The 14,079-nt window shown below is 67.9% G+C and carries 11 protein-coding genes; 2 read left to right on the plus strand and 9 right to left on the minus strand.

Going from position 1 to position 14,079, the window contains the following annotated elements:
- Both E6K79_05190 and E6K79_05195 read right to left on the minus strand, forming a co-directional pair.
- The coding region (locus tag E6K79_05190) for a hypothetical protein (GenBank protein ID TMQ65163.1) at positions 1-326 on the minus strand (326 nt) is incomplete at its 3' end.
- Positions 327-387: 61 nt separating this feature from the next.
- A complete protein-coding gene (locus tag E6K79_05195) occupies positions 388-2,955 on the minus strand; it encodes a hypothetical protein (GenBank protein ID TMQ65164.1) in 2,568 nt (855 codons plus the stop codon).
- Here E6K79_05195 and E6K79_05200 point away from each other — a divergent pair.
- Positions 2,943-3,836: a hypothetical protein gene (locus E6K79_05200; GenBank protein TMQ65165.1), complete on the plus strand. Its 894-nt coding sequence runs from the start codon at positions 2,943-2,945 to the stop codon at positions 3,834-3,836. The genes E6K79_05195 and E6K79_05200 overlap by 13 nt on opposite strands.
- A 30-nt stretch (positions 3,837-3,866) precedes the next feature.
- On the opposite strand, the gene E6K79_05205 is transcribed toward E6K79_05200, so the two are convergent.
- Together E6K79_05205 and E6K79_05210 are read right to left on the minus strand one after the other, a co-directional pair.
- Positions 3,867-4,595: an SDR family oxidoreductase gene (locus tag E6K79_05205; GenBank protein ID TMQ65166.1), complete on the minus strand. Its 729-nt coding sequence runs from the start codon at positions 4,593-4,595 to the stop codon at positions 3,867-3,869.
- Complete coding sequence (locus E6K79_05210) at positions 4,592-5,221, minus strand: alpha/beta fold hydrolase (GenBank protein ID TMQ65167.1); 630 nt, start codon at positions 5,219-5,221, stop codon at positions 4,592-4,594. The genes E6K79_05205 and E6K79_05210 overlap by 4 nt, the downstream gene beginning before the upstream one ends.
- A gap of 227 nt (positions 5,222-5,448) precedes the next feature.
- Here E6K79_05210 and E6K79_05215 point away from each other — a divergent pair, with 227 nt between their 5' ends.
- Positions 5,449-7,485 (plus strand): dehydrogenase, encoded by a 2,037-nt coding sequence (locus E6K79_05215; GenBank protein TMQ65261.1) that lies wholly within the window; start codon positions 5,449-5,451, stop codon positions 7,483-7,485.
- Here E6K79_05215 and E6K79_05220 read toward each other — a convergent pair.
- The 5 genes from E6K79_05220 to E6K79_05240 are packed head-to-tail and all read right to left on the minus strand — an operon-like array spanning position 7,482 to position 14,074.
- Positions 7,482-9,029: an MBL fold metallo-hydrolase gene (locus E6K79_05220; GenBank protein ID TMQ65168.1), complete on the minus strand. Its 1,548-nt coding sequence runs from the start codon at positions 9,027-9,029 to the stop codon at positions 7,482-7,484. The two genes, E6K79_05215 and E6K79_05220, sit on opposite strands and share 4 nt — an antisense overlap.
- Positions 9,026-10,021, minus strand: a complete 996-nt coding sequence (locus E6K79_05225; protein ID TMQ65169.1) for a homocysteine S-methyltransferase family protein — start codon at positions 10,019-10,021, stop codon at positions 9,026-9,028. The genes E6K79_05220 and E6K79_05225 overlap by 4 nt, the downstream gene beginning before the upstream one ends.
- Complete coding sequence (locus E6K79_05230; protein TMQ65170.1) at positions 9,981-11,177, minus strand: hypothetical protein; 1,197 nt, start codon at positions 11,175-11,177, stop codon at positions 9,981-9,983. The genes E6K79_05225 and E6K79_05230 overlap by 41 nt, the downstream gene beginning before the upstream one ends.
- A complete protein-coding gene (locus E6K79_05235) occupies positions 11,174-11,968 on the minus strand; it encodes an SDR family NAD(P)-dependent oxidoreductase (protein ID TMQ65171.1) in 795 nt (264 codons plus the stop codon). Before E6K79_05235 ends, E6K79_05230 begins: the two co-directional genes overlap by 4 nt.
- Positions 11,969-14,074: a S9 family peptidase gene (locus E6K79_05240; GenBank protein ID TMQ65172.1), complete on the minus strand. Its 2,106-nt coding sequence runs from the start codon at positions 14,072-14,074 to the stop codon at positions 11,969-11,971.
- Between the last annotated feature and the right edge of the window lie 5 nt (positions 14,075-14,079).

Below are 14,079 nucleotides of genomic sequence, written 5' to 3' on the forward strand. Positions count from 1 at the left end.
CCCATGTTGGCGCCGCAGACCACGACCATCTCGAGGCCCGCTTCCTCCGCGATCCCCTTCAGGCCCGCGGGCGACATCTCGCGCGAGGAGCCGATGGCGAAGCGGTCGCCGGCGATCAGGAACGTCTCGCCGGAGTGAACGCGCTTGCGGAAGCCCGGCATCAGGTGGCGGAAAGCGCCCGCCTTCCAGCGCTCGTCGAGGCTGGCGAGGCTCTCCGAGACGCAGTCGTCGGCCGGGGTGATCTGGTCGGTGTCGATCGCGTCGAGCTTTTTCCCGGGCCGCTTGGGGTCCCAGAAGATGAGGGCGCGGCCGCGAATGGTCTTCATGAGGAGAGTGTATCGCGCCGCGCGGCGGCGCCGCTACCCGGTGCTCGGTGCGACGGGCAGCTTATCGAGCGCCGCGAATGTCGTCGAGGGCCCGCTCGAAGGCGCTTCGCACCGAGTCGAGGGCCTCGGTCTGGAGGGCATCCTGGATGCTGGATTCCGCGCGAGGCGACTTCAGCTTCTGAAGCGATCCGGCCGCGGCGCTCCGGACGCGGAACCAGGGATCGCGGAGCAGCTCGATCAGGCGGCTCTCGACGCTCTTCTCCAACGTTCCCAGCTTTCCAAGCGCCTTCGTCGCGGCCTCCCGCCCCTCGTTCTTGAAGCGCGGCTGCGTGTAATCGAGAAGGATCGGGATCGCGCGCCCCTCCTTGAGCCCCGCCATCCCGTCGAAGATGAGGAAGCGGAGCATGTCGCGGTGGCTCTCGCGGCCGACCTCGGCCTGCAGCGCCTCGAATGCTCCCGGTCGTCCGATCTTCGCGATGCCGAGGAGCGCGACGCCGACGTTGAAGGACGATGTCTCGGAGCTCACGAGCCGCTTCAGCCGCTTCTGGGCCGAATCGTCGCCGATCCAACCCAACGCCCAGATGATCGCGCGCCGCACCCGCGTGTGCTGGCCCTGGGCCAGCGGCGCGAGCCGCTCGGTGAGCCCGGATACCTTTCGCCCGATCTCGCCGAGCGAGACCGCCGCGGCCATCCGAACGCCCCAGAAGCGATCCCGCCGAACGGCGCGGAGGAGGGCGGCGATGACGCGCTCGTCGCCCCGTACCGCGAGCTCGCGGGCGCAGCGGATCCGCTCGAGCACGAACGGGGAACGCGCCAGACCGAAGAGCAGCTCCTCGCTCGAACGCGGGAATTCCATCTGCTTGAGCACGTCGTGCTCGGGATCGAGCGCGACGTAGCGCGGCCGCGCGGGCAGCGGAATGTGGATCGTTTCCCGCCGGCCGTGGACGTCCAGATTCACGCGCAGACGCTTCCCCGCCGCCACGACCTCGAGAGTCATCGGAATCCGGAAGATGGGCGTGACATCATCCGTGTCCTGAACCTGCTCCACGGTGAGGAGAAGGCTCTTCGCCGCCTCGTCCCAGAGGCGGCTCACGCGAAGCTCCGGATGGCCGCCGCGGTTCGTCCATTGACTGAAAAACCAACCGAGGTTCCGACCCGTCTCGTCCTCGAAGGCGCGCCTTAGGTCCGCGGTCTCGACCGGGCCGAACGCGTGCCGCTTGAGGTAGCCGCGGAGCGAGCGGCGCCAGGCGGCGTCTCCCAGCACGGCCCGGAGCATGTGGAGGACGCACGCCCCCTTCTCGTAGAGGTGCCGGTCGAAGATCGCGGTCGGATATTTCCAGCGCGTCTCGACGAGGGGGCGGCGGTAATCCTCGCCGTCCTCGGTCAGGTAGGAGCACATCTGCTCCAGACGGGCGAAATCGGCGTCGTCGCGCCCACCGTCGGCCTCGCGGTAGACGATCTCCGAATAGGTCGCGAACCCCTCGTTGAGCCAGCCCTCCGACCAGTCGCGGCAGGTCACGAGATCGCCCCACCATTGGTGGGCCAGCTCGTGGGAGATGAGGGAATCGTAGCTCTCGTCGAAGGAGTCGTTGGCCGACTGGAGCGCCCGCTCGAAGAGCGTCGTCGCGCTCGTGTTCTCCATCCCGCCATAGGTAAAGTCGGCCACCGTGGACTGCGCGTACTTCGGGTACGGATAGGGGTATCCGAAGATCTTGGAGAAGGTCGCGATCATGTGCGGGGTCTTTCGAAGGAGGGCGCGACCCTCTCGCTCCATGCCGCGCGGCACGTAGCCAAGAAGCGGCACCTTCCCGGCGCGATCCTTCAGCTCCGAGTATTTCCCGACGACCAGCGAGGTCAGGTAGGCGGGATGAGGCGTTTCCTGCCGCCAATGAAACGTCACCGTGCGGGCGCGGGGATTCTTCCGCCGCGCGACGAGGCGGCCGTTCCCGATCGCGCGGTAGCCCGCGGGGACGGTCGCGATCATCTCAAGGGTGGAGCGGCTCTCCGTGCTCTCGAGGCAAGGGATCCACCAGTGCGTGTCGTTCGCTTGTCCCTGGGACCACCCGGAGAGCTGACGATGCGGCTCCGCCTCGGTGGGGCCGATGAAGAAGAAGCCCTTCCGCGGGCTCGTCGCGTAGGCGACCTCGAAGGTCGCGCGCCCGCCCGCTCTAAGCGGCCGAGGAAGCGTCAGCCGAAGCGTGTCTCGATCCGACGAGTACGGGAGATTTCGCCGACCCGAGCGAACGGACTCGAACCGCATTTCCGTCGCGTCGAGGACGACGTCGCGAAGACCGTCGCGGAGCGCCTCGACGGTGATCGTGACGCGGCCCCGGAGCTCCCGCTTCTCCAGATCGACCCCGAGCTTCACCCGACAGTGTCGAACGTGGAAATCCAGATCCGAGCGCGGCGAGTGTGGAGCGTTCCACGGCTTCCTGCCGGTCGGCGGGAATGCATCGAACGGGGGCGTGTCGAGCGCCGCCCGGCGTCCGAGAAATATGGGATGGAAGAACGGATCATGGACCGGCAAAGAACCCCCCAATTTTGTTGGAACCACAGCATCGTCACCGACTTGGGAGGGCGTGTCAAGGAGCGCCCGCTTCAGGCTAGAATGGCCGGATGGACCTCGCATCGACTTGGGGATCGGTCTTCCGCGTCTTCATGGAAGCCGCGATCGAGATCGTGCCCTTCTTCCTTCTCGCCGTTTTCCTCGGCTCGCTCTTGGAAGAGTTCGTATCGGAGCGGACGATTGGGCGCTTCCTGACCGGTCGCCAACCCGGAACGATGCTGCTCGCGTCCGTGACCGGTGCGCTGATTCCGCTCTGCACGTGCGGGATGGTCCCGCTGGCGGTCTCGCTCCGCCGGCGCGGCGGCGATCTCAAGCACACGTTCGCGTTCCTCACCGCCGGCGCCACGGTCAGCGTCCCGGTGCTCCTCTTGACCTGGAAGGTTCTCGGGGCCGAGTGGATGCTGGTCAGGCTCCTCGCGTCGGTCCTCTTCGGCCTCCTCGTCGGCTACGCGGGGATCGGGGTGCTGCGCGGATCGGCGGCGGAGCCGCTGCCCGGCGCCTCACCCGAGGCTTCTCCGAATCCGCCGGCGCGATCGCGAGCGGCGTCCGTGTGGCGCCGGTTCTGGGGCCAGATGAAGGAGTACTTCCCCTGGGTCGTCGCCAGCCTCGCGCTGGCGGCGGTGGTGGATACGCTCGTTCCCCGGCATTGGATCCACGTGCTCTACGGCCAGAAGATGGTGGCCGGCTCCCTGCTCGCCTCCCTCTCCGGTATCCCGTTCTATTTCTGCTCGGGCGCCGAGCTGCCCCTCGTGCGGGAGCTCATCGAGAAAGGAATGGGGACAGGGCCCGCGACCGCGATGCTCCTCGCGGTGCCGATCGTGAACATCCTCACCTTCGGCGTCGTCTCGAGGTGGTTGGGCGCGCGGGGGGCGCTCGCCTACTTAACACTCTGCGTCGCGTCCTCCACCGTCCTCGGCTCGATCACGGGCTTGCTCTGGCGGTGAGCGCGGCTCCGCTCGCCTTCGCGCCGGCGCTCACTTCCGCGGCGGCTGGCTCGGACGCAGCTCGACCCGGCTCGGCAGCGAGCGGGACGGATGGCGGAGAAGGTCGAGCATCGCCTGCGCCACGTCCGAGGCCGCGAGCTTCCACTCCTGCGTGGGATCGGGCGATCTTCCGTTGAAATTCGTGTTCACGCTGCCCGGCATGATGTAGCTGACGCGGATCCCGTCGTACCGCACTTCCTGCATCAGGGCCTCGGACATCCCGTTCACGGCGAACTTGGAAGCGTTGTACGCGGTGGCGGTCGGGAAGGCGTTCTTCCCGGCGAGGCTCGAGATGTTGATGATGTAGCCTCCGCCGCGGCGCCGCATCCGGGGAATCGCCGCGCGCGAGCAGAGGAAGACGCCGGTCACGTTGGTTTCGATAACCCGGTTCCACTCCTCGAGCGTCATCTCCTCCAAATTCTTGAAAAGGCCCACGCCCGCGTTGTTGACCAGGATGTCGACCCCGCCGAAGGCGCTCTCCGCGGCGCGAAAAAGCGCGTCGACCTGGGCCTCGAGCCGCACGTCGCAGACCTGCGCGGCCACGCGCTTGGGGTGCGACGCCATGAGTCGCTTCCCCACCGCCGCGACCTCGCCCTCGTTCCGGGCGGAGACCACGACCTTCGCACCCGACCCGAGCAACGCCTCTGCGGTGGCGAGACCGATTCCCTTCGTGCTGCCGGTAACCACGGCTACCTTGTCCCGAATCGCTTCATCGCTCATTTCCCCTCCATGCCGAGCCCGTCGCGGAGCGCCGCGGCAAGCTGGCTCAATCGTCCCGTGAAAAAATGGTCGGCGTCCGCCACGAAGCGCGCCTCGACACGGCCATGCGGCTTGAGCCGCGCCACCAAGGCCAACGCGTCTTCGCGGCTACCGTATTGATCGTGGTCCCCCTGGACGATCAGCATCGGCGCGGGGGGCCGGGTCAGAAAATCGAACGTGCGCCCGTCGATGTTCACGGTCACCGGCATCCCGAGCGCCACGAACTGCTCGAGGTGATCGTCCTGGATCGCCCACCTGGCTCCCACCCACGACCCGAACGAGAAGCCCGCGAGCCAGAGTGTCGGCAGCCCGGTTTGCGCGCGGGCGTACGCCGCGGCGGCTGCCACGTCGCCCACCTCGCCGTCGCCGCCCGAGTACCCCCCCTCGCTCCTCCCGACCCCTCGAAAATTGAAGCGGAGCGTCGCGTGCCCGGCCTCGGTGAGCACCTTGTATACGGTGTGGACTACCTTGCTGTGCATCGATCCCCCGTGCGCCGGATGGGGGTGCGCGATGACCGCGGCGGGGAGACCGCGCCCCGGATCGCACCAGAGCCCTTCCAGGGCCCCCTCGGGTCCGGGAAATTTCACGGTCGTGACAGTGAGTGCGCTCGTTCGCTCCTCCTGGTTGACCCGCGCGGCCCCGTAGGGCGGCGGCGTCCAATTCCAGCGTGCCGGCCGGTCAGTCTCTCCGTTATAATGTGGGCGCTCAAGTCGCAAAATCCCTACTCGCGGAGGTACCCTGGGTGGCGCTGCGTGTCGAAAACCTGACGTTCTTGGGACTTAACCGCACCGACCTTCTCGAGCTCTACCGGCTCATGCTCCTTTCTCGTCGCCTCGACGACGAGGAGATCAAGCTCAAGAAGCAGAACTTGATCTACTTCCAGATCAGCGGCGCCGGACACGAGGCCGTGCTGGTGGCGGCCGGCAAGGCGCTCCGATCCGGGTCCGACTGGTTCTATCCCTACTACCGCGACCGCGCCCTGATGCTCACCCTCGGCATGACCCCCCTCGAGATGCTCTACGAGGCGGTCGGCGCCGCCGCGGACCCGAACTCGGGCGGCCGGCAGATGCCGTGCCACTGGGGCCTGAAGCGCGCCAACGTCGTCTCCCAGTCGAGCCCGACCGGGACACAATTCCTCCAGGCGGTGGGCTGCTCGGAGGGCGGACGCCTTCTCGCTTTGATGCATGAACTTAAAGAAAGACCACCGTATCGTGAGGACGAGGTTGTCTACGTCTCGGCCGGCGACGGCACGACCAGCGAGGGCGAGTTCTGGGAGGCGATCAACACGGCCGCCACCGACGCGCTCCCGGTCCTCTTCCTGATCACCGACAACCAGTACGCGATCTCGGTGCCGGTGGAGGCCCAGACGCCGGGCGGCGACATCGGGCGCTGCATGAGCTCTGTCCCCGGTCTTCGCGTGATGCGGGTCGACGGGACCGATCCGCTCGCGTCCTACCAGGCGATGGTCGAGGCGGCTCAGCATCTGCGCGCGGGGAAAGGCCCGGTCCTCCTGCACGCGATGGTGATCCGCCCGTACGGCCACTCGATGTCGGACGACGAGCAGTCGTACAAGCCGCCGCGCGAGCGCGAGGAAGAGGCGAAGCGCGATCCGATCACGACCTACCCGAAATATTTGATCCGCGAGGGGCTCGCGACCCAGGAGGCGATCGAGCAGATCCAGAAGGACGTGGAGGCGGAGATCGCCGAGGCCGAGGCCCAGGCGCTGAAGGCGGCGAAGCCCAAGCCGGAGACGATCTACGACCATCTCTACTCGCCGACCGTCGATCCGACGAGCCGCGCGTTCGAGACCGAGCCGCGCTTCGAGGGACAGCCCGAGACGATGGTGACCCTCATCAACCGCTGCCTCAAGGACGAGATGACGCGCGATCCGCGCATCGTGCTCTTCGGCGAGGACGTGGCCGACGCGACGCGGGAGCAGAATCTGGAATCGGTGCCCGGCAAGGGCGGGGTCTTCAAGGTCACCTACGGACTTCAGAAGCAGTTCGGCAAGGACCGCGTCTTCAATTCGCCCTTGGCCGAAGCCAACATCGTCGGCCGCGCGATCGGGATGGCCACGCGCGGCGTCAAGCCGGTTGTCGAGATCCAGTTCTTCGATTACATCTGGCCCGCGATGATGCAGATCCGGAACGAGCTCTCGATGCTGCGCTGGAGATCGAACGGGGACTTCTCCTGCCCCGCCGTCATCCGCGTGGCGATCGGCGGGTATCTCCAGGGTGGATCGATCTACCACAGCCAGTCGGGCGAGAGCATCTTCGCCCACTGCCCGGGGCTCAGGATCGTCTTCCCCTCGACCGCGGTGGACGCGAACGGACTCCTCCGCACGTCGATCCGCTGTGACGACCCGGTTCTTTTCCTGGAGCACAAGCATATCTACCGTCAGCCGTACGCGAAGGGTCCCTATCCCGGACCGGACTTCATGGTCCCGTTCGGGAAGGCGCGTGTCGCGCGGGAGGGGACGAACATCTCGGTGATCACGTGGGGAGCGACCGTGAACCGCGCGCTCCTCGCCGCGCAGCGGCTCGAGGCGGAAGGAATCAGCGTGGAGGTGATCGATCTTCGCACGCTCCTCCCCTTCGACCGGGAGGCGATCCAAAAGACCGTCGAGAAGACGTCGCGCGCGCTGGTGCTCCATGAGGACGTGCTCACGGGAGGCTTCGGCGGCGAGATCGCCTCGATCATCGCCGAGCACCACTTCGACTCGCTCGACGCGCCGGTCCGGAGGATCGGCGCCGCCGACACGCCGGTCGGCTACGCCCCCGACCTCGAGGCCGCGATCCTGCCCCAGGTGGACGGGATCACCGAAGCGATCCGGTCGCTGGCCCGCTACTAAGTCTTCGGCCGATCCGCCGCCGGCGCCCGAGCGGCCGGTCCGGCCACCCGCTCCAAGCGCTCCCCCACCCGGCGAACACGACCCTCCTCGATCAGCTTCTCGAGGTGCGCACGCAGGGTTTTGAGGGCAAGCTGCGGCGCGGCGTCCGGCGAATCGGCATAGACCTTGGCGACAAGCTCCTCCTCCCCGAGCGGTCCCTTTTCGAGCGCGCGCAGGACACGCCCCTCCCGGAGCCTTCGATGCTCGATCAGAGTTTGTAGAGCCCGCTCGACCCCCCGGTTCGGAGGGCCATGACCCGGGATGAGCGTCCTCACGTCCATCGAGCGGATCCGCTCCAGGGACGCGATGTAGTCCCGCATGTTGCCCTCGGGCGGATCGATCACCACGGTTCCCAGCCCGGAGACCAGGTCGCCCGCGACGAGGGTCTTCGAGGTCTCCTCGAAGAAAGCCAAGTGGGAGCGCGAGTGCCCCGGCGTCTCGAGCACGCGCACCCGCCGCGGGTGGCGTCCCTGCAACTCGATGACGTCGTCCTCGTGCAGCTCGCGATCGATCCGCGCGCGGTCCTGAACGAGCGGGTGCGCCCAGACAGGGATCCCGTAACGCTCGCGCACGGCCTCGACGCCCGCCAGGTGGTCCCGGTGGCGGTGCGTGAGCGCGATCGCGAGCGGCTTCCTGCCCGGGAGGAGCGCTTCATCGATCACGCGGTAGAGGGCGGCGAGCTCCTCCGGGTCCGCGCTCCCGGGATCCACGATCAGGACATCACCGTCCCCGATCACGACGGCGTTGGTGTGGGTCGCCGGCGGCAGGGTCTCGCTCTTCTGGGGAACCATCGTGATCGCGGGCCGAACGTCGACGTGGCGCGAGGGGACCTCGTTCGCCTCGGGAATCTGATGAAGCCGCGCCGGCAGATCGTGCTGGCCCTCCGCCAGGACGCGGATCGCGTGAAGGGTCGGCATCGCGAGCACGACCCGATCCTCCTCCCAAAGCTGAAGCGCCCGGGACGGCTCGACCCACTCCCCCGACTCGAGCTCACCCGGCCACACGTCGGGGGCCGCGGCAGTCTCCAGTTCCACGAAGAAGAAGTTCGTGTCGAATCGCGCCCGGCTGAAATGAGGCGTCACCCAGCGGCCGCATGGGACGTAGACCGAACGGTCGAGCTTCAACCCCCACGTCCCGACGGTCGGCCAGAACTCGATCTTTCCGTCCAGAAGGTCGCGCCTCACACGCCGCTGTTCTTCGAGCGGCGGGGGCGATCCGCGGAATCCGACGAGCATCCCGGTCTCCTCGAACGTCTCCCGCGCCGCGCAGCGGGCCATCGTTTGCATGTAGGCGTCGGGACCGCCGTCGATCGGTCCGTCCTCGCGCGCGAGGCGGCCGCCGGGAAACGAGTGAAATCCGCCGAGGAACGGGTTCGCCTCCGAGCGCCTCACCCAGAGAAGCTGAAGCGGTTTCCCTCGGTGTATCGCGATGATGCTCGCGGCGGGGCGAAGCGCTGGCGATGCGGGACGAAGCGCTGGACCGCCGCCGCGGTTGTCGCGGCTCATTCGAGCAGGACCGGCGGGAGCGCGCCGCGGAGGGCCCGGATGTGGTCGGGGCCGGTTCCACAGCAACCGCCCACGATCTGCGCGCTGCTCCGGACCCACGCCTGGGCCATCTCGGCGAACCGCCCCGGCGTCATCGCCGGATCGAAGCTCCAGGCGCCGCGCTCGAGATCGGGCGCCCCGGCGTTCGGATAGCAGCCGACCGGGAGATTCGTCGCGCGCGTGATCTCGTCGAGGCACGCGCCCGCGATCTCGGGCGGCGTGCAGTTGACGAGGATCGCGTCGGGCTCGAGCGCTTCGACGGCGTGAACCGCGTCCCCGAGCGCCTCCCCGCTCCAGATCTCCCGCGGGCTCCTGCAGATGAAGCTGACCAGCACCGGGAGCCTGGCCCCCCGGGCCCCGCGGAGCGCGGCGACCGCTTCGGCGACCGAGTTCATCGTCTCGATCAGGAGAAGATCGGCTCCCGCGCGCTGGAGCCGCTCGGCCTGCTCGCGGTGCTCCCGCTCGGCCACCCCGGGCGGCGGGGCGAGCTCGGGCCGGTAGCAATCCTCGAGCGGGGCGATCGAGCCGGCGATCCAGACCTCCCGGTCGAGGCCCGCGCGCTGGCGGGCTTCCCGGCAGAGCGAGATCGCGAGGGCCGTGAGACGGTCCGCCTCCCCCTCCATGCCCGCTTTCAGGAGGGCGCGCGGGGTCGTCCGGAAGGTGTTCGCGGTGAGGATCTCGGCCCCGGCGCGAACGTACTCTTCGTGGATCTGGCGGACCGTGTCGGGAGCGTCCACGAGCGCCTGCGCGCTCCAGAGCGGGAGCCGCGTCGGGACCCCGCGCCGCTCGAGCTCGGTCCCGAGCGCGCCGTCCAGGAGAATGATCTCTCCGCGCGTGAGGCGCGCTGTGAGCGGGTTCTGAGGGATGGTCGTGGTCATCGGCGAGGCGGACTTCCCAGCGCCTCGGGAGGCGTCAGCCTCCCGCGGAGGCTTCGTCCGGCGGGTTGAGCCCATGGAACTGCATCAGCTCCTCGATCACGGCGCGGCGGCGGCGGAGAATCGACGTCATCGACGTGTAGCCGTACCGGAGGAGCTGCTCCCTCTCGGTATAGCTCATGGTGTGGTGGAGGAACATCATCGCCTCGCTCGAGGAGGGCTCGATCCGATAGAGCTTCACGTCGGGATACTCGGCCTGGCAGCGGCGGAACTCCCCGTCGAGGCGCACGCGCGTCTCGATGCGGGATGCCTGATCCTGGATGAACGACATGCCCTTCTCGCGGATGGTCGCGCACTTTCCGTCTCCGCGCGGAAGGCAGACGGTCTGCCGGTCGTTCGAGATATTGACGAGCGGGTTGATGATCAGGATCGTCGAGGCGCCCGCCCGGACCGCGACGTCGATGTGGGCCACCTTCCCGGTCGAGCCGTCGATGTAATCGCGCCCCTCGATCGTGACGGGGCGAAAGAGGAGCGGAATCGCCGAGGAAGCGGCCACGACGTGCGAGATCGGAACCTTGGAGCCTTCGACGTTCGAGAAGATGCGCCGGGTCCCAAGGTCAAGATCGGTCGTCGGGATGTAGAGCTCCTTCGCCAAGTCGTCGAAGGAGTCGGTCTTTCCGTTCGCCTCCAGAACCCGCGAGAAGAACTTCTTGAAGTTGTCGAGCGAGAAGACGCCGGCCGGCAGCCGCTCCTCGACGTAGTGCATGAACTCGAAGGGCGACGGGCGCTGGCCGATCTTCACGCACCGCACGAAGTAGCCCGGGATCGACAGCACGACCCCGAAGAAGGAGCCGAGGATCGCCCAGCGATTCACGTCGTACATGTCGCCGCGCCGGAACTGAAGGGCGGGGTCGGCGTCCGTGAGGAGTCCCCAGTAGATCTTTCGGGCAGGGATTCCCTTGGCGAGCAGGGCGGAGATGGTAGCTCCCGCGCTCACGCCGATGTAGATGTCGAACCCGGTGCTCGAGAAATCAAAGCCGAGGAAGTCGTCCAGGGCGGCAAGGCAGCCGATCTCGTAGAACGCGCCCGAGAGCCCGCCCCCGGAGAGGCTGAGGCAGATCTTCTTTCGGGCCGGGGCCGCGCCCCCACGAGGGCGAAACGCCGCCCAGCCGGACCGTGAGGGGTTCTCGGCCCGGCCGGTCGAGCGGCCGGGATCGCTTTCGGGTGGCGTCATGATCTCCGAGGATACCGGAAAAGCGCGCTCACGATGCGGTCGCTAAGCGCGGGTGCCGCGACGTTCAAGACGGCGAGCCATTGGTTCCGAGCGGGGATGTAGATCTCGGCGGAGTGATGGCGGAGCGCGCGCTCGATTCCGAGAGCAACCTGATCGGTGTCGAGAATCGTCCCCGCCGGTCCGATTCCAAGCGCGCGGTCCCGTCCCGCGCGATCCAGAAACGGGGTCTCGACCGCGGCCGGGATCAGCAAACTCACCCGGATGCCGAGGGGGCGCAGCTCTCGCCGCCATCCCTCCGTCAGGCCGACGAGGCCGAACTTGCTCGCGTTGTAGTAGGAGTAGTAGGGTGCGGCGACCCTTCCGGCGAAGCTCGCCACGTTCACGATCGCGCTTCCGCGGCGGGCCTTGAGCGCGGTGAGCGCGGCGCGCGTCATCCGGATGGCGCCGCGCAGGTTGACGGCGAGCTGCTCCTCGATCTCGTCATCCGTGGCTTCGTCGACCGACCGGAGGTATCCCACGCCGGCGTTGTTCACGAGCGCGTCGATGTGGCCGAAGCGCGAGGTCGTCTCGACGACTGCGCGCAGGGCGTCCACGGTACTGCAGACATCGCCGGGAATCACGAGCGCCTCACCCCCCGCGCCCTCGATCTCCTTTGCCAGAGCGCGCAGCGGGTCCGGGTGCCTTGCGAAGAGGGCCACCCGCGCGCCGCGCCGCGCCAGCCGGAGCGCGGCTGCGCGCCCGATCCCGCCCGACGCGCCGGTCAGGAGGACCGCGCGGCCCTTAAGATTCACTCACCGGACCCCGGCCATCGCCGGCTCGGCCGCTGCTCCGACCGAATCGGACGGCGCTCCGCCAGGCATCAGATGTCGCGTAAACCAGTCGCGCATGACGTGGAGCCGGGCCACGCGGCGCGACGGCGTTCCGCCCCTCGAGAGACCGTGGCTCTCGTCGGGGAAGAGCACCATCTCGACCTCGCGGCGCATCGCCTTCAGCGTCTTGTAAAGAATCTCCGCCTCCGATATCGGGCACCGCTGGTCTTGAAGGCTGTGCGTGATCATGAGCGGCGTCTTGATCTTGTCGGCGTATGCGAGCGGCGACTGCCGCCACAGGGCCTCGGAGGTCATGTTCCAGGGCTCATCCCCGAACTCAGAGGGCGCACCCCCCAGATCGTCGCTCGCCAAGAGGAGGGTGGAGATCGTCGTGACGCAGCGCTGGGTCAGGGCGGCCCGGAACCGCTCCGTGTGCCCGACGACCCAGTTCGTCATGTAGCCGCCATAGGAGCCTCCGGTCACGCCCAAGCGCTCGGGATCGACCTCCGGGTGGCGCTTCAGCGCCTCGTCCACCACGAGCATGAGGTCGTCGAAGGCGGGCCCGCCCCAATCCTTCACGATCGCCTGATTGAAGGCTTCGCCGTAGCCCAGCCCGCCCCTCGGGTTGGAGAAGACGACATAGAAGCCCGCGTTCGCGAACATCTGGAACTCATGGAAGTAGCAGGCGCCCCACTGGACGCGGGGGCCGCCGTGGATCTCGAGGATCATCGGGTGCTTCTTCTTGGGATCCGCGTTCGGCGGTTTGAGGATCCATGCTTGGATCTTGTGCCCTTCCGGCGCGCTCACCCAGAATTCCTCGGGCTGGACGATCGTGAGCGACGCGAAGAGCTCCTTGTTCGGCTCGGTGATCGGCGTCATCGCGCGACGCTTCGGATCGAATCGCGCGATCGTGCCCGCATCCTTGTGTCCGCAGCGGAGGACCACCAGGTCGTCGGCGCCCTTCGACCCGACTAGGCCCATGATCCGGAGCGCCCCCTCGGTGAGACGCTCGGCCTTTCCGCCCGTGGAAGGCGCGGCGTAAAGATGCACGGAGCCGGTGTCCGTCGATTGGAAGTAGACTGTGGACCCGTCGCGGCTCCAGACCGGCCTGGCCGACTCGTGGAAGTCGTTCAGATCGCTGCCCATCACGTCGGCCGAGACGCGGTCGAGGTCGGGCGTCAGATCTCGTGCGGCGCCGCCTTCCGCGGACACGACCCAGACGTGGTGGTTGTACCAGCCCCACCAGTCGTTCTCCTTGGCGTGACCGATGAAGGCGATCCGCTTTCCATCGGGAGACCAGGAGGGGCTCGAGGCCACGCCCGGCTGCGGCGTGAGGTTCTTGGGCTCTCCGCCCGCCGAGGGCATCACCCAGACGTCGGAGACGACGTAGAAGTTGTAGTCGTTGTCCCGGTCCCTGTTCGCCGCGAACGCGAGCCACTTGCCGTCCGGGGACCAGACCGGGGGCTCGTGATCGACCGGGCCCGAGGTCAACGCGCGCACTTCCCGCGTCGCGACGTCGAGCACGTGGATGTGCGAGCGGGCCTGAGGCAGGAATCCCTGTCCGTCGAATTTGTAGCGGAGCCTCGTGATGTGCCGGTAGCTCGGCGGAGGCGGATCCTTCTTCTCGGCCTTCGCGTCCTGCGCCTTCTTCAGAGGCGTGCTTCCGGGCAGGTGCCCCGTCTCGGGCGGATCGCTCGGCGTGTAGACGAACGAGATCCGCCCTCCGTCGGGCGACCAGGCGAGGCCGCCGACACTGCCGTCGAGATCGGTGAGCCGCTCCCCCTCGCCGCCGTCCAACGGCAGGCGGTAGATCTGCGCTCTCTTGTCCTTCCGGTTCGAGACGAACGCGAGCCACCGTCCGTCGGGGCTGAACGCTGCCCCCATGTTCTTGTTCTCGCCGAAGGTGAGGCGGCGCGGCTCGCCGCCCGCCGCCGGAACGAGCCAGAGATGCGATTGATAGTTGTCCTTCTCGGCATCGATCGTCCGGATCGTGTAGACGATCCGCGATCCGTCCGGCGAGACGGTGAGCGCGTCGACGAACTGGATCTGAAAGAGATCCTCCGGTTGAAGCGTGCGTGGGGTGGGCATGGCTC

It is taken from the genome of Candidatus Eisenbacteria bacterium, assembly GCA_005893305.1.
Classification (GTDB): domain Bacteria; phylum Eisenbacteria; class RBG-16-71-46; order SZUA-252; family SZUA-252; genus WS-9.